16 protein-coding genes and 2 riboswitches are annotated in these 20,628 nt (G+C 52.8%); of the genes, 7 read left to right on the top strand and 9 right to left on the bottom strand.

The window, feature by feature from the left end:
- Nucleotides 1-16 precede the first annotated feature (16 nt).
- From DNH61_RS06245 to DNH61_RS06220, 6 genes are all read left to right on the top strand, one after another.
- Nucleotides 17-1,048 carry a mandelate racemase/muconate lactonizing enzyme family protein gene (locus tag DNH61_RS06245; RefSeq protein ID WP_111145805.1) on the top strand — a complete coding sequence of 344 codons (1,032 nt, stop codon included), beginning with the start codon at nucleotides 17-19 and terminating at the stop codon, nucleotides 1,046-1,048.
- On the top strand, nucleotides 1,041-2,393 hold the full coding sequence (locus DNH61_RS06240) for an LLM class flavin-dependent oxidoreductase (protein ID WP_111145804.1): 1,353 nt from the start codon (nucleotides 1,041-1,043) through the stop codon (nucleotides 2,391-2,393). Before DNH61_RS06245 ends, DNH61_RS06240 begins: the two co-directional genes overlap by 8 nt.
- A 6-nt stretch (nucleotides 2,394-2,399) precedes the next feature.
- Entirely contained in the window at nucleotides 2,400-3,614 is a 1,215-nt protein-coding gene (locus tag DNH61_RS06235; RefSeq protein ID WP_111145803.1) for an ATP-grasp domain-containing protein, read from the top strand.
- Between the two features lies 1 nt (nucleotide 3,615).
- Nucleotides 3,616-4,863 carry an ATP-grasp domain-containing protein gene (locus DNH61_RS06230; protein ID WP_111145802.1) on the top strand — a complete coding sequence of 416 codons (1,248 nt, stop codon included), beginning with the start codon at nucleotides 3,616-3,618 and terminating at the stop codon, nucleotides 4,861-4,863.
- Nucleotides 4,832-6,118: an MFS transporter gene (locus tag DNH61_RS06225; RefSeq protein WP_111145801.1), complete on the top strand. Its 1,287-nt coding sequence runs from the start codon at nucleotides 4,832-4,834 to the stop codon at nucleotides 6,116-6,118. Before DNH61_RS06230 ends, DNH61_RS06225 begins: the two co-directional genes overlap by 32 nt.
- Nucleotides 6,119-6,184: 66 nt before the next feature.
- Nucleotides 6,185-7,114 carry a quinone oxidoreductase family protein gene (locus DNH61_RS06220; RefSeq protein ID WP_425452223.1) on the top strand — a complete coding sequence of 310 codons (930 nt, stop codon included), beginning with the start codon at nucleotides 6,185-6,187 and terminating at the stop codon, nucleotides 7,112-7,114.
- Between the two features lie 76 nt (nucleotides 7,115-7,190).
- On the opposite strand, the gene DNH61_RS06215 is transcribed toward DNH61_RS06220, so the two are convergent.
- Together DNH61_RS06215 and DNH61_RS06210 are read right to left on the bottom strand one after the other, a co-directional pair.
- On the bottom strand, nucleotides 7,191-9,545 hold the full coding sequence (locus DNH61_RS06215; RefSeq protein ID WP_111145799.1) for an MMPL family transporter: 2,355 nt from the start codon (nucleotides 9,543-9,545) through the stop codon (nucleotides 7,191-7,193).
- Nucleotides 9,546-9,577: 32 nt separating this feature from the next.
- A complete protein-coding gene (locus DNH61_RS06210) occupies nucleotides 9,578-10,192 on the bottom strand; it encodes a TetR/AcrR family transcriptional regulator (protein WP_111145798.1) in 615 nt (204 codons plus the stop codon).
- A 358-nt stretch (nucleotides 10,193-10,550) separates the two neighbouring features.
- Here DNH61_RS06210 and DNH61_RS06205 point away from each other — a divergent pair, with 358 nt between their 5' ends.
- Nucleotides 10,551-11,261, top strand: a complete 711-nt coding sequence (locus DNH61_RS06205) for a C40 family peptidase (RefSeq protein WP_111145797.1) — start codon at nucleotides 10,551-10,553, stop codon at nucleotides 11,259-11,261.
- Between the two features lie 155 nt (nucleotides 11,262-11,416).
- On the opposite strand, the gene DNH61_RS06200 is transcribed toward DNH61_RS06205, so the two are convergent.
- The 7 genes from DNH61_RS06200 to DNH61_RS06165 all read right to left on the bottom strand — a co-directional run bounded on the left by DNH61_RS06200 (nucleotide 11,417) and on the right by DNH61_RS06165 (nucleotide 20,046).
- Nucleotides 11,417-12,517, bottom strand: coding sequence for a metallophosphoesterase (locus tag DNH61_RS06200; RefSeq protein WP_111145796.1), 1,101 nt, complete (start codon nucleotides 12,515-12,517; stop codon nucleotides 11,417-11,419).
- Between the two features lie 155 nt (nucleotides 12,518-12,672).
- Nucleotides 12,673-15,021, bottom strand: a complete 2,349-nt coding sequence (locus tag DNH61_RS06195) for a histidine kinase (protein WP_111145795.1) — start codon at nucleotides 15,019-15,021, stop codon at nucleotides 12,673-12,675.
- Nucleotides 15,022-15,089: 68 nt separating this feature from the next.
- Nucleotides 15,090-15,662, bottom strand: coding sequence for a potassium-transporting ATPase subunit KdpC (gene kdpC, locus DNH61_RS06190; RefSeq protein WP_111145794.1), 573 nt, complete (start codon nucleotides 15,660-15,662; stop codon nucleotides 15,090-15,092).
- 20 nt (nucleotides 15,663-15,682) lie between these two features.
- Nucleotides 15,683-17,710: a potassium-transporting ATPase subunit KdpB gene (kdpB, locus tag DNH61_RS06185; protein ID WP_111145793.1), complete on the bottom strand. Its 2,028-nt coding sequence runs from the start codon at nucleotides 17,708-17,710 to the stop codon at nucleotides 15,683-15,685.
- Between the two features lie 22 nt (nucleotides 17,711-17,732).
- Nucleotides 17,733-19,409, bottom strand: coding sequence for a potassium-transporting ATPase subunit KdpA (gene kdpA / locus DNH61_RS06180; RefSeq protein ID WP_111145792.1), 1,677 nt, complete (start codon nucleotides 19,407-19,409; stop codon nucleotides 17,733-17,735).
- Between the two features lie 24 nt (nucleotides 19,410-19,433).
- Complete coding sequence (kdpF, locus tag DNH61_RS27210; protein WP_111145791.1) at nucleotides 19,434-19,514, bottom strand: K(+)-transporting ATPase subunit F; 81 nt, start codon at nucleotides 19,512-19,514, stop codon at nucleotides 19,434-19,436.
- A gap of 91 nt (nucleotides 19,515-19,605) precedes the next feature.
- Nucleotides 19,606-20,046, bottom strand: coding sequence for a hypothetical protein (locus tag DNH61_RS06165; protein ID WP_111145789.1), 441 nt, complete (start codon nucleotides 20,044-20,046; stop codon nucleotides 19,606-19,608).
- A 79-nt stretch (nucleotides 20,047-20,125) separates the two neighbouring features.
- Nucleotides 20,126-20,292: riboswitch (cyclic di-AMP (ydaO/yuaA leader) on the bottom strand.
- 52 nt (nucleotides 20,293-20,344) lie between these two features.
- A riboswitch (cyclic di-AMP (ydaO/yuaA leader) is annotated at nucleotides 20,345-20,526 on the bottom strand.
- Nucleotides 20,527-20,628: the final 102 nt, after the last annotated feature.

The following is a 20,628-nucleotide window of genomic DNA, read 5'->3' as shown; positions in this document are numbered from 1 at the left end:
GCGATAGGGGGTAGGCATGAAGCTGTCTTATCAATTAATAAGCATGCGTCTAAAGGAACCGTTCATCAGCAATAAGGGGACCCAGACTTCTGTGACCCAAACGCTGGTAAGCTTGCAGTGTGGGGAGTTAACCGGGCTGGGAACGGCAGTATATGCCAAAGAGTATGGCATGACAGCCGATAAGGTGGCCGAAGCTTTAGACCGCTGCTCGGCCGTGATATCGGGTGCTTCCCCATTCGAAGGGGAACGGATTCTCCGGGATATGGAAGCCGTGGCGGGCGACCAGCCAACTGCTATAGCCGCTGTCGATATTGCTGTTCAGGACCTTGTTGCAAAGCTTGCCGGCGAGCCTCTGCATCGGATGTGGGGGCTCGCCGGGCTGCCTCTTCCTCCAACTGCAGTCTCGCTGGGATCACTGCCGGAGGAACAGCTGTTGGCCCGCGCCGAACAATGGCGTGATTGGCCGATCCTCAAGCTGAAAATGACCCGGGATTTCAAACTTGATACGTTGAAACGCCTAAGGGAAACGTACAACGGAAGAATATGGGTCGATGGGAACGGGCTATGGAGTAAGGATGAGGCCGTGCATGCAGCGGAATATATGGCTATGGCGGACGTTGAACTGCTGGAACAGCCGATCCCTTCAGGGTCATTGGAACAACTGCGATATGTTTCAGAGCGTTCGCCGATACCGGTTATAGCTGATGAAGATTGCCGGAGTCCGAGGGATGTCTTGCAATTAGCCGGCTGTGTACAGGGCATTAATATTAAACTGCTAAAATGCGGCGGTTTAACGAGGGCTATGGAGATGGCCCGCATGGCCAAGCACTATGGTCTACGTGTCATGCTTGGATGCAAGACGGAGAGTGTACTGGGGATAACGGCTGTTGCACAGCTCGGAGGATTGGCTGACTATCTGGATGCTGACGGCCATATGGATCTGTTGGATGATCCGTATAAGGGATTAACTGTGGATCGTGGAATGATAATCTTACCGGAGAACCCGGGTCTTGGCGTTGAAAGGAAAGGGGCGGTTGTGTATGAGTAATAGATCACAGCGGTTTATGAAGCTTGGGGCATTCCTGCCGGCACCGGGACATCATATTGCAGCATGGCGGCATCCCGACTCACAACCGGCAGGGGGACTTGACTTTGATTATTACAGGAGCCTGGCTCTGACAGCAGAACGGGGAAAATTCGATATGATCTTCTTGTCAGACGGTGCAGGTATCCGCACGCATTATAAAGACGAAGACGAGCTGAGCCGCTGGGGAAGAATGGTCCATTTTGAACCATTAACACTCCTCTCGGCATTGGCGGTAGTAACCAAGCATATCGGGTTAACAGCCACCGCCTCCACCACCTATAATGAGCCCTTTCACATAGCACGAAAATTCGCTTCACTTGATTACTTAAGCGGTGGCCGCTCCGGCTGGAATGTAGTGACGTCGGTAACGGACTTGGAAGCGCAGAACTTTAACCTGGAGCGACAGCCGACCCATGCCGTCAGGTATGCCAGAGCACGCGAGTTTATGGTGGTGGCTGCGAAGCTGTGGGACAGCTGGGAGGATGATTGTTTCCTGTATGACAAAGCCGCCGGCCGCTTCTTCGAACCAGATAAACTGCATATTCCTTATCATGATGGCGAATTTTTTAAGGTGCGCGGCCCGCTCAATGTCGCCCGGCCCCCGCAAGGCTACCCGGTGATCGTGCAGGCCGGTTCCTCAGAGGACGGCCAAGACTTTGCGGCGCAGTGGGCGGAGGTTGTCTTTACTGCCCAGCAAACCCTGGAGCAGGCACAAGCCTTTTATAGCGGTATTAAAGCACAGTTATCCCGTTATGGACGTCAACCAGATGAACTTGTCGTGATGCCGGGGGTATTCCCAGTCGTAGGCAGGACGAGTATGGAAGCGGAAGAGAAATATGAGCAGCTGCAGGCGCTGGTTGATCCGGCAGTTGGCATGGGGCTGCTGACAGGCCTGTTAGGCGATGTGGATCTGTCGGACTATCCAGTTGACGGTCCGCTGCCGGAACTGCCGGTGACCGAGGGCAGTACCAGCCGGCAACAGCTAGTATACGATCAGGCAAGGCATCAAGGGCTTACCATTCGTGAGTTGTATCTGTCCGTTTCAGGAGCGAGGGGCCACCGCTTTATCCTCGGATCGCCGGAGGAAATAGCCGACCAGCTGGAGGAGTGGTTCATTCACCGGGGAGCTGATGGCTTTAATATCATGCCGCCTTATCTACCGGGAGGACTGGACGACTTTGTCGACCTCGTCGTGCCAGTGCTGCAGAAGAGGGGACTCTTCCGTAACGAATACGAAGGCGGCACGCTCCGCGAGAATCTGGGTTTGAAGCGGCCGGTTAATCAGCATTTACTAGTTAAAGGGTGAGATCCAATGAGTATCCTGATTTTAAATAGAGGAGCTTCTTACCCCTATGATCAATGGCTGAAGGAGCTTCAGGAGGAGCTGCTCATTCTAACTACGCCTAAGAGGGCGAAGGAATGTACAAGGTACTCCGTAGTGAAAACCTTCGACAACTATGAAATGAACGGAGCTGTAGAGCTGGAAGCTATTGCGCTTTATCGTGAACATCATTTTCATACCCTGCTGGCGACTTCGGAGTTTGATATTTTGAGAGCTGCCAAAATAAGAGATTACCTAGGGATAAGTGGTCAAACGTATGAGAGTGCATTGGCCTTCCGGAACAAGATGGTGATGAAGCGGCTATTGCGCGAGGCTGGCGTAGAGGTTCCAGCTTGTTTAGTTGTAGAAACGGCTACAGACATTCGCAGATTTGTAGATACACATGGATTCCCCATTGTATGCAAGCCAGTGGATGGTTCGGGTTCTGTAGATACTTGTATAATTCGCAGTGATGAGGACCTTGTGAATTATATCCGTAACGGGATAGCACCGAACACCGAAGTGGAATCATTCATAGAAGGCGATATGTATCACGTGGATGGCCTGGTAATTAAAGGGCAGCTGATATTTAGCTGGCCGTCTAAATATATGAACGGGTGCTTGGCTTATCAGGAAGGCAATTATAACGGTAGTTATCTGCTTGCGCCTGATGATCCCATGACACCGCGGCTGAAAGACTTCACCGCTCAAGTCATCGAGGCGCTGCCTACACCGCTGCATACCTCTTTCCACGCCGAAATATTCGTAACGCCTGACGATCGTCTGGTATTTTGCGAGATTGCAAGCCGCACTGGAGGAGGTCTAATCCAGCAAGCGGTCAAGCAAGGCTTCGGAGTGGATTTGACACGACTTAGCATTCAAGCCCAGTGCGGCATGAAGATTGATATGGCCGAAGCTGCTCCGCATTCTGACACCATGGTTCCAAGTGGGTTCGTTCTGATTCCGCCAGGCAAAGGAATAGTGAGATATATACCCGAAGAATGCACACTGGATGGGATAACCCTGTACAAGGTCAGTGCCCGGCCGGGCCAAACGTTTAACGGTACGGAATCTAGCGTCGATACAGTGGTGTCTATGCTCATTAAAGGGGAAACTGTGCAGGAGGTTCAAGCCCGCATCGTACGTGCGGCTGAATGGTTCAAAGCACATGTATCAATGGAAGCAATTGAGATGATGGGGGTTTAGCATGAGAACAGTCATAATTAACAGATCATCTGCCAAGAGGGTTCAATTCCACAAGTGGCTTGAGGGGATTGAAGGAGAATTCATCCTGGTAACGAAGGATGCCTATTCGAACGATTTTGACAGCTTTTTCTCCTCGGTCATCGGATTTAAGGACTTTGCCGACAATGACTATATTTATTCTTACATAATTGATCTGAATAAGACCAAGGAAATCGATTATATCATCGCTTTGAACGAATTTGATTTGCTGAAGGCTGCCTATTTGAGGGAGTATCTCGGTATCGAAGGACAGAACAGCGAGAGCGCGATGGCTTTTCGCGATAAGGTCATGATGAAGGATCGGTTGGCATCGGTCGTCCAAACCCCCACGTATCAGAGGATTAACCATGCTCTTGATCTCATAGACTTTAAGCAAAAGCACGGGTTACCGCTTGTTGTCAAGCCGGTCGACGGGGCTGGTTCAGTCGGCGTGGAAATTATAAGGGATGAGAACGACTACAGGGAATTGCTGGAGAAGGGAATAGGATCCAACCTGGAGGTTGAGACGTTCGTATTAGGGGAGATGTACCATGTGGACGGCCTGTATCGAGACGGCGAGCTGCTGCTTAGCCATCCCTCCAGGTATATACATGGTTGTCTGGCATTCCAGGACAGCAAGTTTCTCGGTTCGGTCATGCTGGAGACAGACAATGAATTGACCGCGCGTTTAAATGAGGCCGTTCATCGGGTTCTGGATGCCATGCCTACTCCCGGGCACACGATCTCCTTCCATGCGGAGTTCTTCCACACTGAGCAGAATGAACTGGTTCTATGTGAAATCGCCAGCCGCGTTGGAGGAGGCATGATTGCTGAAGCCATGTTGGCTGCGACGGGGGTTGATATTCTCGGCGAGTCAGCCAGAGGGCAGTGCGGAGCGCCGCCAAGCTTTCAGAATGCAAGTGTAAACCAGCTGGCCGGCTGGATTCTGATTCCTCCGAAGAATGGAACACTGCGGGCCCTGGACCTGTCTTACCCGTATGACTGGGTAGTTGACTATTACACCAAGGAAGAATATATCGGCAAGACGTTTGACAAGGCGAGCTCCAGCGTGGATGCCTATATATCCTTGTTAGTGACGGGGGAATCCGAACAGCAGATTGAGGAGAGATTCCATATTATTAACAAGTGGTTTGAAGACCATACCAAGTGGGAGTTTGATCAAGACAAGGAGGGATGCGATGGGCTTCTCTCAGCTGCATCCCAACATTAAGCTGCGTGTTGCGACCATTTTCTTCAATACCTTGACCTCCAACATGGTCTTTCCTTTTATGACCATATATTTTGCCAATACGATTGGCTTGACTTATACAAGTCTGGTTGTGTCCATCGCCATTATTGTTAATTTTATCGCAGGAATACTCGGCGGGTACTACGCTGACCGGTTGGGAAGGAAGAAGGTTATGCTGGTCGCCGACGGCGCCAAATTTCTCACATTTCTCCTGATGGCCCTATCTAATTCACCGTGGACATTCCTTCCTGTTCTGACGTTAATCGGCTTTCTTCTTAACAGTGTGTGTACAGGCGTCTACGGTCCCGCCTCAGAGGCGATGCTGTTGGATGATACGAAGCCCGAGCAGCGGAGGTACATGTACAGTCTCATCTACTGGTCGTCTAACCTGTCTATTGCGATAGGTGGAACCGTTGGGGCGCTGATGTTCGAAGACTATCTCTTCACCCTTTTTGTCTGTCTGGTTGCTTCGGCGCTGTTCTCTCTTGGCATAACCTATTACCTGCTGACAGAGACATACGAGCTTAGCGCGGCAGAACAGCAGAACAGCAGGAAGGACGGCTTCAGGAGTTTGCTGCGGAATTACAGGACAGTGGTTCGGGACAGGGTCTTTATGGTATTCGTCATCTCGGGCATGCTGCTGTTCTCGCTTGAGCGGCACCTGACTAATTATATCGGCATCCGGCTTGAAAGTGATATCCAGCAGGCGGTACTGCAGCCTTTCGGCTGGACGGTAAGCGGGATTGAGCTGCTCGGATATTTAAGAACGGAAAATACAATCTGTGTCATCTTGCTTTCAATAGTGGCAACCAAATTCTTAAAGGGAAGCACGCAGAAGAGCGAGCAAAATCTCCTGTTTATCGGGTTCCTTCTGTTCCTGTTCGGGTATGGCATGCTGGCGACCAGCGTGACACCTTGGGTATTATTCACCTTCATGGTCGTTGCAGTGATCGGAGAGGTTATATTTGTGCCTATTCATGAGTCCTATCTGGGGGATCTTGCCCCTAACCATCTGAGAAGCTCCTATCTAGCGCTTAACAAGACGGCTTTTAAAGGATCTGCACTGGTCGGATCGGCGGGGATCTATATTGGCAGTGTCTTCTCAAGTACAGTATTCAGCATCTTTGTCTGGGTAAGTGGTATCATAGGTTTTGGATTATTCTATGCGGTCATGCCTCAAATTTACCAATTAAGAAAAGCAAGCGGCAGTGCAGCCGAAACCCCGATAGCGGGCTGAATACAGCAGAGGAGGAGTTGGCTTGTGAAAGCAGTTGTGGTTAAACAGTTCGGCGGTACGGAGCATATGGAATATCAAGATGTGGAAATACCGGATATTGGACCGAATCAGGTTCTTATCCGGGTAGAAGGAACGAGTGTTAATTTCGCCGATATTAAATCCAGATATGGGAAAAAGGGCGGCAAGCTTCCCTTTATTCCGGGAATTGATGCGGCGGGTGTAGTTGAGCGGGTGGGTGACAATGTCACGAAGATAAGGCCGGGACAGCGGGTGATCGCCTTCCCATCAGGTGGCTCCTATGCCGAGTACGTTGCTGCCAATGAGAATCTAACCTTTGTTATTCCAGATTCACTGGATGTCAGAACGGCAGCCGCTTGTCCGATTGTTTCCTTTACATCACATCGGCTATTAGCTCATGTAGCCAGACTGGAGCCTGGGGAGACAGTTGTCATCCACGCTGCGGCAGGCGGTGTCGGCACGACGGCTATCCAGATTGCCAAGTTGATGGGAGCAGGGAAGGTCATTGGTACAGTGGGCAGTGTGAACAAGAAAGAAGCAGCCCTGGAAGCGGGAGCGGATCATGTTGTCAGCTATGAAGAAGAAGATTTCGCAGCCCGTATCAACGAATGGACCGGCGGCAGAGGGGCGAATGTTATTCTGGACTCGATAGCCGGCAGCGTTTCCGAGCGAAGCTTGGATTGCTTGGCTCCATATGGACGCCTCGCTCACTTCGGGAATTCCAGCGGTCAAGTCGGACATATCCAGACCAAGGATCTTCATTCAAGCTGCCGGTCTGTACTCGGCTTCAGTCTTGGTACGACACGTAAGGAAAGACCCCATGTTCTTCAGGAAACGGCAGAGAAGGTATTTCATTATTTGTCAAGCGGTCAGTTAACGATTAAGATCGGCAGAGAATTTGCGCTGGCTGAAGCGGCGGAAGCCCACGACTGGGTTGAAGGCAGACACAGCACTGGCAAGGTGCTTCTAATGGTTTGATAAAATAAGCGCCGGTAATTCCCTCAGCATGGAGGGGATTACCGGCGCTTCTTAATGTTCGTACGGTCAAAAGAGGCTAGTGCCTGTTCTGCGAGCCTTCCTTGGCATTCAGTTCGGCGATCAGCTTATCGCCTTCGACGTCAAGATTAGGCAGCAGGCGGTCCAGCCATCGCGGCAGCCACCAGGCTTTGTCGCCGAATAGCGCCATTACGGCCGGAACGAGTGCCATGCGGACGAAGAAGGCATCGATCAGGATGCCGAACGCAAGGGCGAAGCCGATCTGCTTGATCATGATGTCATGCGTGAAGATGAAGCCTGCAAATACGGAGACCATAATGATAGCGGCCGCGACGACGACACGGCTGGCCTGGTCGTAGCCATGGATGACGCTGTCTTTGCCGTGATAGCCATGAACATAGGATTCACGCATGGAAGAAACAAGGAAGACCTGATAATCCATCGCCAATCCATACAAGATACCCGTAACCATGATCGGGATGAAGCTGAGCAGCGGGCCGCCGGTGTCGAAGCCGAACAGCTCATTGAACCAGCCCCATTGGAAGACGGCGGTGGTCAATCCGAATGTCGCAAGGATACTGAGCAAAAAGCCAAGCGTTGCCTTGATAGGAACGATAATCGACCGGAACACAAGCAGGAGAATGATCAGCGAGAGCAGTACGATGATCCCGATGTAAATCGGGAACACTTCTGCCAGCTTCGCCGAGATATCGATATTGATGGCGGTGAAGCCGGTAACGCCTAATGTCACGTTATGACTCTGCGCAATATCTGAGTCTGCCGCACGAAGCTGCTGAACCAGATCTCTGGTCTCGGCATCGGTCGGTCCCGTCTTCGGGATCAGGCTCAGAATGGCAATATCTCCCGCCTCGTTTACGCCAAGGGGCGACACGACAGATACATTGTCCACCTTCTGAATATCCTGCATGATGCCTGCCAAAGTCTGGGGTGCAATCTTCCCATCCGTACCTGCCGGTTCAGCGACAATCAGAAGCGGGCCGTTGAACCCTTCCCCGAAGCCATCGGAGATCGCGTCATAGCTCTGCCGCTGGGTTGTGTCCAGATTGGCGGACGCGCCGGAAGGCATGCCAAGCTCCATTTCGGCAACAGGGACTGCAGCTGCGCCAAGAATGGCGATAACCGCAACGATGACAAGCCAGCGAAGCTTGACGATGCCTTTTACCCAGCGGTCTGCAAAGCCGTGCTGCTTATCCGCAGACTTGGTGCGGCTCTTCTCGCGCGCTCTTCGGGAGACGATGCGTTCACCCACCATACCGAGCAGTGCAGGGAGCAGGGTAAGGGCCACGAGCACGTTAAGCAGCACGGTAAATGAGGCTACAAGCGCCATCATGCTCAGGAACGAGATTCCGATGACGAGCAGTCCGCACAGTGCAATGATGACAGTGAGTCCGGCAAAGAACACGGCGCTTCCTGCTGTGCCGACCGCCCGGCTGGCTGCTTCCTTAGCGCTTAGCCCCTGGTCGAAAATAAGTCGGCGCTGGCGATTCACGATAAAGAGCGCGTAATCAATGCCGACAGCCAGTCCGACCATCAGGGCCAGTACAGGCGTTACGGAAGTCATCGTGACAACGCTGGACAGGGCGAAGGCCCCGCCGACACCGATGCCGACGCCGAACAGCGCGACCACAATCGGAAGGCCGGCTGCAATCAGCGAGCCAAGTGTCATAATGAGGACAATTGCCGCGATCACGAGGCCATAGATTTCGTTCGTACCGATCGGAATTCCAGGCTTTTTCAGGGAATCGCTCGGCAGAACAGTAATGCCCGTACCATTCTCCGCCTCCGTAACCGCCTCAATGACCGAATCTGCGACACCATCCGGCAGTGACGTTTGCTGCACGGTGAACTGGAACTGGAACAGCGCCACGCTGCCATCCGTTGCAATTAGAACGCCGGGGACAGGCATGCCGTTCACCACTAGCGGCATGTATGGAGGCAGCTCGGCCGGCACAGTTTGAGTGCCATCTGCTAGAGCTGATTGGCCTTCGCCCGCACCAGCCTGTACGTCCAGTGCGGCTTGGCCGCCCAGCGATGCTCCGCCTGCACCAGCAGCGGCAGCCAGCTCGGCTGGATTGATTACGTAGTCGAGCTCGTAGACTTTGGTGACCGCCTCGGTCATTTTGGCGATCCGTTCAGGGGTATCGAGCCGCTGGCCTTCAGGCACCGTAAATACGACACTGCCCTGCCCGCCGGAAGCTTCAGGGAGTTCCTGCTCGAGTTTGTCCAGCACCTTTTGCGCCTCTGTGCCTTCAATCTTCATCTCAGAGCTGACATTCACTCCGTTGACAGCGAGCAGCGCGATGACAGCGCCGAGAATGACAATCCAGCCGGCAATGAAGAGCCATGGTCTGGAGTAGGCGCTTTTCCCAAGTTTGTACAGAAAGGTCGACATAACAGTGATCGTTCTCCTTTAGTCTGGTTAGTTTAGAAGCCGCTCCGCAAATAGCCGAACGTCATATCCAGGTACTGATCGAATGTAGCGGCGCCTGGCGATTCAACAGGTGAATCGCCAGGAAGCAGGACGTTGAGGCTGCCGTCAATGACCGGCAGGATTGCCCCATATACAGCCCCAATTAGAATGTGGCTGTAGCCTTCGGGATAACGGCTCTGGAACAAGCTGTCCAGTGTCTTGTGGCCCTCAATCTGGAGACGGCGGAACACGCTCAGAACAAAGGGCTCCAGTGTCGGGTAGCGCTTGGACAGCGCCAGCAGATCGCGCATTCTGCGAAACATATCTGCCGTAAACTGCGCCTTCATAAGCTGGTACAGTACGTTAATCGGAGTGGCGTCTTCAGGCAGGTCAGACAGCAGCGATTCCGCTTCTTCATCATGATGATGCGGGTACAAGGCCGTCGCCACTGCTTCCTCCTTGCAGGAGAAGTGATTCGCAAAGGTTCTTCTGGAATATCCCGCCCGCTGCACGACATCCTCGACAATAAAGCCATCCAGGCCCCGTTCCATAGCGAGCTCAAAGGCCGCTTCAGACAGGGCATGACCAGTCGCCTCCCGCTTGAAATCACGCAAGCTTTGTTTATTCATCTTACTCACCTCCGTTTGCCGGGCCGAACAGGATTAAAGTCACGCTTCATCTTAACACTTAACTGCCCAATGTGCAATTATGCTCTAAGTGCAATATTACCTTTTGTGCAAAACAGCAGATGATTAGGCGGGAAAGGGCAGTCCATGTATCAGAAAGGCCTGTAGATAAGCTTTATACAGTTACACTTTGAAGATGAGGCAAGAGATTCCTTTCCAAACATTAAACAACTCTCATGAGATTCTCATATAGCGTTATAAATCCCGTCCCCCCAGGCTTTGCTTTCTCCGTGGAATATATTAGGCTGTTTCAAATCTGCTATAGTGGGCTGGTGAAACGACATACTAGGAGGTAACAACATTGCAACCGGGAAAATTGAAACGGAGAATCATCACTGCCAGCCTATGCGCGGCAATTAGTATAACAGCCTTCGGCTTAGGACAAGCCCCGCAGGCATCGGCCGCCGCCTCCTATGGAACCAAAGTGACTACGGGGGTGAATCTTCGGACAGAACCCAGCCTGAGCGGAGACAGAATACAAATGCTGAAGCAGGGAGAAACTATCCAGGTCATCTCAAAGGTGAATGCCTATTGGCTCAAAGTGAAAACACAGCAGGGCCTAACGGGATATATATCAGCAGACGCCGAATATACGAATTACAGCGGCAGCACAACGTCCGTCAGCAGCTCATCCAAGGCTGACCGGGTCATCGAGCTTGCCATGAGCTACAGAGGCCGGATCAGCTATGATTTCGGCACCCGGAACCAAGACCGTCTCATCTTCGACTGCTCCTCGTTTACCCAGTTTATATACGGCAAAGCCGGCGTGGATTTGAAATGGGGAACGAAAGACCAGAAGCGTCAGGGCTCTGCCGTAAGCAAGAAGAATCTGCGCAAAGGCGATCTCGTATTTTTCGATACCAATAATAACGGCAGCATCAATCACGTCGGCATCTATATGGGCAGCGGGAAATTTATTCATAATGCTCCCTCCGCGGATGGACTCGCTATCAATGAGATTAACACTGGCTGGTGGTCGAAGCATTACGTCAGTGCCCGCAGGGTGCTGTAGCTCCGATACGGACAGAATGATCTGATAGCAGAGGTTTAATCGAATCGAGGCTAAACTAGACAGCGAAAAACCCGGTTTGGAAAAGGGGGCAACCCCCATTTCCAACTCCGGGTTTCTTTTTAATTTGGGGGCTCTAGACGAAACGGATTACTCCGCTACTCAAACTGGATTTGAATATGTGCGATTTCTGAGCGTGTGCCGATCCGGATCGGCGGGCCCCAGAAGCCAAAGCCGGATGTCACGACCGAGTGCATCTGCCCTTTTTGCAGGTAACCCCAGTCATTCTCGTAGATCGCATCGGTAATCAGGCTGCCGGGGAACAGCTGGCCGCGGTGGGTATGGCCGGATACCATCAGATCAATGCCTTCCTGCTCCGCAATATCAAGATCGTAGGGCTGATGATCGAGCAGAATGACAGGCTTGTCAGGGTCAACACCATCCATAAGTGCGTTCAGAGGCAGTCTGTCCGGATCAATCCGGTCCTTGCGCCCGACAAGTGTCAGCTCTCCCTGAATGCTCAGTGCCTCATCATAGAGCACAGTGATTCCACTCTGCTCCAGCGCTTCGATCAGCTCCTGCATGGTGCCGTCATGCTTGTCATGGTTGCCAAGTGTTGCATATATGCCGTACGGGGCACGAAGGCCTGACAGGGTCTCGCCAATATTCTGATCTAGGAATGGCTGAATGTCATCATCGAACAGGTCGCCCGGCAGCAGGATGAGGTCGGGGTTCAGCGCATTCACTTCCTTCACCAGGCGCTCTGCATGACCTTTGCCGGACAGCAGGCCAAAATGCGTATCCGCCGCCATGACAATATTCAGCGTATCAAGGGAAGATGCTCCTTTGTCCATCTTAATGTCGTAAGTTCGGACAACAGGGCTGAACGCGTTGTAGGTGCCGTGCGCCATTAAGGACAGAATTAGGATCAGAGTCAGTGCGCCTGCCCACTTCTGTGTGCCATGCCTCGGGAGCCGGGTGAGCCGCAGCAGAATGACGGTAACATGGGCAAGCGGAACCAGCAGCAGCAGCAAATAAAACAGCGCCATCCAATAAGCGCCGATCATGTTTAGAATGGTGATTCCTGACATGCGGCCGAGAATGAAGGATGTTGCGGCGAATACGACGACGATGGTATAGAGAATCTTGAAACGTCGGGTGGATGAGCTGGGACGAAGCCAGCGGTACCCCCGCCAGCCGATATAATAGACGATCCCGCCATAGATCAGCACAGCGGCCAATAGAACGAAGATAAACATGGTGCATTCTCCTGACTTGAAATCATGATGACGTCCGATTTCATAAGTGCTTACGTTGCATCAGCTGGGGGATAGGCGGTTTGCCTCAGCAAGCACATTCATCAGTCGGACAATCATTATTGTAGTTCATTCAGCAGGAGAATGGTACACCGGTTTCAGTTTCTGCCCCTGGCGCCGGCCGGCTGTATGCTGAATTTTGAGACCACCAGCACATCCATATGGCGGCCAGCTCTCAGAAGCTTCTTGATGAGTGCGCCTTTTGTGAGCTGCTCTAGCAATGAGCGGTCCGGCTGCCCGACTACCATCTGAGTGCTGTGGTGCACGTTCGCTTGTTGAATAATGGCCTCATGCAGCCTTCGGGAAGTTTGGCAGTAAGCCAGTTTGAAATGTCCGCCCAAGCGGACGGTGAGCTTTTCCAGTATTTCCGCCCGTTCCTTCTGTTTAATGGTCATTGCTTCACCCACATGGACATAACAAACATGCCACTGTGCTTTTAAGCGGTGGGCAATCCGAAAGCCGCGGCGGATCAGCCTTTCTGCATGATCGCTTAAGGTGACACTGACAAAAATGGCTTCCTCCCTGCGCCAAGGTCCGCGTAAGGAACTGCTGCGCTGCCAGGACTCGAGCCGTTCGTCCACATCATCCGCAATCTCGCGCAGAGCAAGTTCACGGAGCGCAATCAGATTGCCGGTCTTAAAAAAATGACTTAATGCCTGCTCGACCTTTTCAAGGGCATAAATTTTCCCCTCGCGCATACGCTGCTGAAGGGCTTGGGGTGCGACATCAATCAACGCCACTTCATCAGCCATCCGCAGTATAGAGTCAGGCACCGTTTCACGGACTCTAACGCCCGTCAGCTGTTCTACAGCATCATTCAAGCTTTCCAGGTGCTGCACGTTCATGGTGGAGATCACAGAAATTCCTGCCTGCAGGAGACGGGTGACATCTTCGTATCTTTTGGATAATAAACTGCCCGGTACATTGGTGTGCGCCAGCTCATCAACAAGAACGACTTCCGGGTTGCGGGCCAGGATAGCCTCCGTATCCATTTCCTGCAGCTGTGTACCCTTATAGGGGATGAATGCCAGCGGAACCCGTTCCAAATCTCCGATTTGGGCAGCAGTGTCCTTTCGGCCATGAGTCTCTACATACCCCAGTATCACATCGACTCCCTTTTTGAGCAGAATATTGCCTTCCCGGAGCATGGTATACGTTTTGCCGACACCGGGAGCCGCGCCGATGTACACCCGGAATTTTCCCTGTTTGATTTCCTCGATCTTGCGGCCCACTTGGCGGCTGTTCAAACGATGGTAGGCATTTTCATCATTTAAATCCTGCCTTCCCTTTATTTTTGCCTGAAGTATACGCTCCCCATATGCAGCGGCGCGGTCAGCTACGATAAAGACATCCACATTTCTTGTTTGCTTCAAAATATCATGCACGATGGAGCCCTGCAGCCATTCCTGCCATCTAGTCTGTTTGGAGTGGCCGAGAACGATTCGTGTGATATTGTGTCTCAGGGCAAAATCAACGAGAGTCCCTGGCAGTCTTCTCCGCGAGACGAGCGGGCGCTCATGAAATGCTGCGCCAATCTTCTTTGCGAGCTTCAGCATCGAACGTCTGAATTCCTCATGTTCCTGTGAGAGTCTCTGTTTGGGGTTGGTGAAAGTAACGACAGACAGATCTCCACCCAGTCGCTTGGCAACCTGCTGCCCTCTGCGTATATAGATGGACCCGTTCCAGTGATACTGAACCGATACCAGGATATGCTCGGCAATGCCCGCTGACCCGACTAGGCCTTGTTCCTCCCGGTGCTTCTCGAGGCTGCCGTTGACATCCTCGGCAACCAGACGCAGAGTCAGTTCCCGGAGCACGCTAATATCCCCGGGGTTAAACAACGGCTGTACGTCTTCCGTTAGCAGAAGCCCTTCCTCCAGACGCTGCAGGAGGGTCTCCGGGGTAACGTCGATCAGCTGCACCTCATCGGCCAATGCCAATGTATCGGCAGGAACTGTGTTTGCCGCTTCAATCCCGACTAGCCTCCTGGCCAGTTCAGTTACGCCCTGGAGCTCGTACACGTTGATCGTAGCTATGACGCTAATGCCATGATGGAGCAGAAACCGGATATCCTCCAGCCGGGTGGGGCGGGGGGCGCCTCTTCGGTTTTTGTGCGCGAGCCTGTCTGTCAGCACAACATCGGGATCGCGCTTCAGGATAGCCTCCACGTCAAGGTCTTTCTGTTCTCCGTCTTCATTATGCCAGCGGATGCTTGGGATGCGCTCAAGCCCTGACAGCTGAGCCTTCGTCTCTGGACGCTGCATCGTGGAGACAGCACAGGTTACAACATCGATTCCCAGCCGCTTGAGCTCCTGTCCCTCCTGCAGCATGTGATAGGTCTTGCCGGAGCCGGTCAAGGCTCCGATATATATCTTGAGCCGGCCCATTTGCAGCTTGACGATTGATTGTAACAGTTGTTCCGGGGATCTTTGTTTGAAGTCCTGCATAGACACCACCTTATCCGAACAAGGCGATATCCCTGCCTGAACCAGAGAGGCTCAGGCAGGGTAACCCGCTACTTATTCAGAAGCTGCTGAAGCTCCAGATTTAACATGAGCACATTGACCCGGGGTTCGCCGAAGATGCCAAGCTCGCGTCCGGCGGTATGCTCGGCAACGAGCTTCTCCAGCTCGGCTGCTGCAATTCCGGTTCGTTCGCTAATTCTGGGAATCTGTACAAGAGCCCCTTCTGGACTAATGTGCGGATCAAGCCCAGAGCCGGAATTGGTGACCAGGTCGATGGGAAGCTGGTTCAGCGGACTACCGGGGTTGGCCTGCTTCCAGGCCTCTGCCGCTTCCTTGGTTCTGGTGATCAGCTCTTCGTTTGACGGGGCATAGTTGGGCGACCCGGAGCCAGCCGCATCATATTCGATGCTTGATACCCGGCTGTGGAAATACTGCGGCTCGGTAAACGTCTGCCCTACGAGCGCGGAGCCGATCGGCTCATTGTCCTCATTGTAGAGAATGCTGCCGTCTGCCTCGTAAGGCAGAACGGCTTGTGCAATTCCGGTGACGGTCAGATGATATAAAAGAGTGCAGAGCAGCATTAGGACCAGACTTGTTCTGACGGTTATCCATATTGTTCGCATAGCGGCTATATCCTCCTTTTTTACACCCAGTGATGAACGGCCAAATCAATCAGCTTGATTCCAGCGAACGGCACCAGTATGCCGCCGAGACCATAGATCAGAAGGTTCCGGCTGAGCAGCCGGTTCGAGCTCATCGGCTTGTAAGCAACACCCTTGATGGCCAGCGGAATCAGCAGGGGAATGATTACGGCATTAAAGATAAGAGCCGACAGGATAGCCGACACAGGCGAATCCAGCTTCATGATGTTCAGCGCTCCCATTTCCGGAACGGCAAGCATGAACATGGCCGGAATAATGGCGAAGTATTTGGCGATATCATTAGCTATGCTGAAGGTGGTCAAGGCGCCGCGGGTCATCAGCATCTGCTTCCCGATTGCGACGACTTCAATAATCTTGGACGGATCGGAATCAAGGTCCACCATGTTAGCCGCCTCTTTGGCTGCAACGGTTCCGCTGTTCATCGCAATACCGACGTCGGCCTGCGCAAGGGCAGGCGCATCATTGGTCCCGTCACCGGTCATTGCAACCAGCTTTCCTTCCGCCTGCTCACGGCGTATAACGGCAATTTTGTCTTCAGGCTTGCTTTCCGCGATAAAATCATCGACGCCCGCTTCCCGGGCAATCGTCGCAGCGGTGAGCGGATTGTCTCCTGTACACATTATGGTCTTGATACCCATCCTGCGCATCTGCTCAAATCGCTCCCGCATGCCGGGTTTTACGGTGTCCTTTAAATAAATGAGTCCGTAAATGGTATCGTCCACGGCAACGGCAAGCGGGGTTCCGCCTGCGGATGCGATTGCATCGCTATTGGACTCCAGATCCTTGGGGACACTGCCGCCCTGGGACAGTACCCATTTCTTCACCGCATCTACTGCGCCCTTGCGAACTTGTCGCCCATCCTTCAGATTAATCCCGCTCATCCGGGTCTCCGCCCGGAATTCGATGAATTCTCCGCCGTCCGCCAGCTTCTCGTCATAGGAATGGCCAAGCTTCTTGATCAGCTCGAGAACAGAGCGCCCTTCAGGCGTCTCATCCTTCAGGGAAGAGATCGCCGCCCAGCAGGCGGTATCCGAATTTTTATGCCCGGCTGCAGAAATGAATTCACTGGCCATGCGGTTGCCAAAAGTAATGGTGCCCGTCTTATCCAGGATGATTGTGTTAATATCACCGGATGCTTCAACCGCTTTGCCCGACATAGCCAGCACATTGAATTGTGTGACCCGGTCCATGCCGGCAATCCCGATAGCCGATAAAAGCCCGCCAATCGTGGTCGGAATGAGGCAGACCAGCAGGGCGATCAGAATGGGGACCTCCATCTGAATCTGCAGGAAATCCGAATAGAACGGAAGGGTAACGACAACAACCAGGAAAATGATTGTTAAGCTGACCAGCACGGTATTCAATGCAATTTCATTTGGTGTTTTTTGCCGCTCGGCGCCCTCGACCAGAACGATCATCCGGTCAAGGAAGGACTCGCCCTGGTCAGCAGTAATGCGAACCTTGATTTGGTCGCTGACTACCTTGGTGCCCCCGGTTACCGAGCTGAAGTCTCCGCCCGCTTCCTTGATCACGGGAGCCGATTCACCCGTGATGGCCGATTCATCCACGGACGCCAGCCCCTCGATTACCTCCCCGTCTCCGGGAATCATTTCCCCGGCTGGAACGATAACGACATCGCCTTTCTTCAAGTCGCTTGAGGAAACCTGCTTTACACTTCCGTTCACCCATTTTCTCGCGGTAATGTCTTGTTTCGTCTTCTTCAGGGAGTCGGCCTGTGCTTTTCCCCGCCCTTCAGCGAGTGCTTCCGCGAAATTGGCGAACAGCACGGTAAACAGCAGGATCACTGTCGTGGTTATGTTAAACCAGCGGGGAACAGTTCCTCCGAACGCGTCCGGGAATATGCACAGCAGCAAAGTAATCACAAACCCGATCTCCACCACGAACATCACCGGATTCCGGAACATGATTCTAGGGTCCAATTTCACTATGGCTTGCTTTGCTGCTTGGCGGATGGTGTCTCCGCCCAGCATTGTTTTTTTCGTATTCATCGCTAACTCCTCCGTGTACAGCCTAAGGCTTTAAGGTTAGATGCTCGGCGATTGGACCCATTACCAGCGCAGGGAAGAAGGTCAGAGCGCCAACGATAAGGACCACGCCTATGAAGACACCGGCAAATAGACGGTTGTCTGTCCGGAACGTCCCCGCCGATACGGGCACCGCATTCTTCGCAGCCAGAGAAGCAGCCACTGCCAGCAGGGCAACCATTGCAAAATACCGGCCGATATACATGACAATTCCTGTCGAGAGGTTCCAGAACGGTGTATTATCCCCTAAGCCCTCGAAGCCGGAACCGTTATTAGCGGCGGACGATGTGTATTCGTACAACACCTGGGTCAGCCCGTGAAAGCCGGGATTAGAGATGGAATCAGGCTGCAGTGCAAGAGCGATGGCGGAAGGCACGAGAATAAGGACAGGATGGACCAAAAGCGTTGCAGCGATCAGCTTCATCTCTTTTCCTTCGATCTTCTTCCCAAGAAACTCGGGTGTACGGCCGACCATTAAGCCGGATAGGAAGACAGCGATCATCGCGTACATCAGCACATTCAAGAACCCTGCGCCAATGCCGCCGAACACGGTATTCAGCATCATGTTGGCGATCGTCACCATTCCCCCGATGGGGGTCAGCGTATCGTGCATGGTGTTAACTGCACCGGTCTCCGAAGCGGTTGTTACAACCGAGTATAAGGAGGATTGGGCCAAGCCAAACCGAACCTCTTTACCTTCCATAGAGCCTTGGCTGTCTTCGATTCCCAGGCTGTTCAGCAGCGGATTGCCGGCCTGCTCGGCGGAGATGGATACGCCCAGCATCAGCAGGAACAGCATCATCATCGAGACGAACAGCACACGGCCCTGCTTGGGGCTGCCGACCATTTTGCCATAAGCAAACGGAGTCGCCGTTGTAATCAGCATCATGAGCAAAATCTGGATGAGGTTACTGAGCGCATTGGGATTTTCCAGCGGATGGGCGGAATTGACACCGAAGAATCCCCCGCCGTTATTGCCTAGCTCCTTAATGGAGAGGAACGAGGCGACCGGCCCGCGGGCAATCTGCTGCTCCGCTCCCTCGAGCGTGGTGACGACTGCCGCCGGTTCCAGTGTCTGTGGTACTCCGAGACATACAAATGCCAGCGCAGCAATAAACGCTATTGGCAGCAAGGCCCGCGTAATGGAGCGAATCAGATCGACAAAGAAGTTCCCCAGCGGCTTGCCCGCCAGACCCCGTATAAAGGCCATGATTACGGACAATGCGCTTGCAGGCGCTGTGAACATAAGAAACACAATCGCGACCATTTGGGACAGGTAAGAAAGGCCGCTCTCTCCGCTGTAGTGCTGGAGATTGGTGTTGGTCATGAAGCTGATCGCCGTATTGAGGGCCAGAGTGGGCTCCATATTTCCTATATTGCCTGGGTTAAGAGGCAGGAAGGACTGGAACCGGAAGATCAGATAGGTGATCACGATCATGACGGAATTGCTTAATACAAGGGTGAAAGCATACTGCTTCCATGTCTGGTTGTCCCCGCGAATCCCGCCGAGCCGGCAGATTAGCTTCTCAGCGGGAAGAAAGATACGGTCAAGCCCGGTGCGCTCATAATCAAAAGCACGGGCCAGATAATGTCCTGCCGGCCTTGCCAATAACAGGATCAGCAGCAATGTAACGGCTATGGAAATGAAACCTGCTGTTGTCAATGATATTCCCTCCGTGAACCAGAGCTAAAACTTCTCCGGATTTATGAGTGCATAGCATAAATAAACAAACACCAACACAACGACGGCTGCCAGTATCCAGGTCATCGGCGCTCACTGCCTTCCTGAATGACGCTCTCTGACCACAGAGCCAAGCCGAGCATGGCCAGCGTCAATACCGCTATTAGTAAAAGCATGGTTATATCGAGCATATACCATCATCCTTTTCATACGGGTTAGATTGATTGTCGAGCAGGAATGAAACATCATCCGAGCAGGTAAAGAGCACGTGGCTTGCTCCCAGAACTCTGTAAATGGAACGTGGGTTCACCATGCTGGTGATGACAACAATAGGCTTTGAGGTCCAATGCCTGATAACCTGCAGATACCGGCAGGTCAAAGGAAGCGATTCTTCGAATATATAGACGGCTCCGACTGGAATATCCGGGATTTGGAGCTGCCCCGGTTTATTCGTGTCCAGTTCTACAAAGCGGGGAATGCTGAGCCACTCGATCTCCTTCCGCTTGCGTCCGCTGTTTACCAGAACTGCGTAAGGAATGTTCCGCTCCCTCAGTGCCCCCGCAAACTTTTCGGCCAGAAGATTAGGATGAGTAATGAGTACATAGTGACCGTGATCCATCGTTTGTCCTCCTTATAAATCAGGAGGCAACAACAAAGAAGCCTGCAGAAGAGCAACTCTTCAGGCTTCGCCATGAACTGTTGCCTCTCAAGACGCTTACGAGGTTAGCTGTCGGATTCGGGCATGAGAGCCGCCCTACGCCGAAAGGGCACGGATTATGCCCATCGGCGATTCACCCCGGGAACGTATCATGAACGTTCGAGTGGTTCCCCCGTTCCTTGTTTAAGGACTCAGCGTAATTAAACATTCGGATGTCTTGCTTTACTACCGCTTGCATGCGGCTTGACCTGCAGTGCCACTCCTCTCTCCTCTTTGCTTACGGGTACCGCTGCCGGATGGGGACGGTGAGAGTCGCCCTGCCTCCTGGCGGCTGCGGCCGAGGAGGCTTCATCTGTCATACAGAAGCAGTGCTTGCTCTCACACAAGCTGCTCTGTCTGCGATTCCCCGTTTCCCCTTCGGGAATTCAGCGAACAAGTATGAATCTGGGAATTCATTTACGGGATGTATCTTACTCCTGCCAGCCTCCGCATGTAAAATCGCGTATTTCAGATTACAAATCAAAAGAGCCGCTCCCCTGTAAT

It is taken from the genome of Paenibacillus sambharensis, assembly GCF_003233845.1.
Taxonomy (GTDB): domain Bacteria; phylum Bacillota; class Bacilli; order Paenibacillales; family Paenibacillaceae; genus Paenibacillus_I; species Paenibacillus_I sambharensis.
Note: the sequence above shows the minus strand (reverse complement) of the source record. Positions and strands in the feature narration are given on the sequence as shown.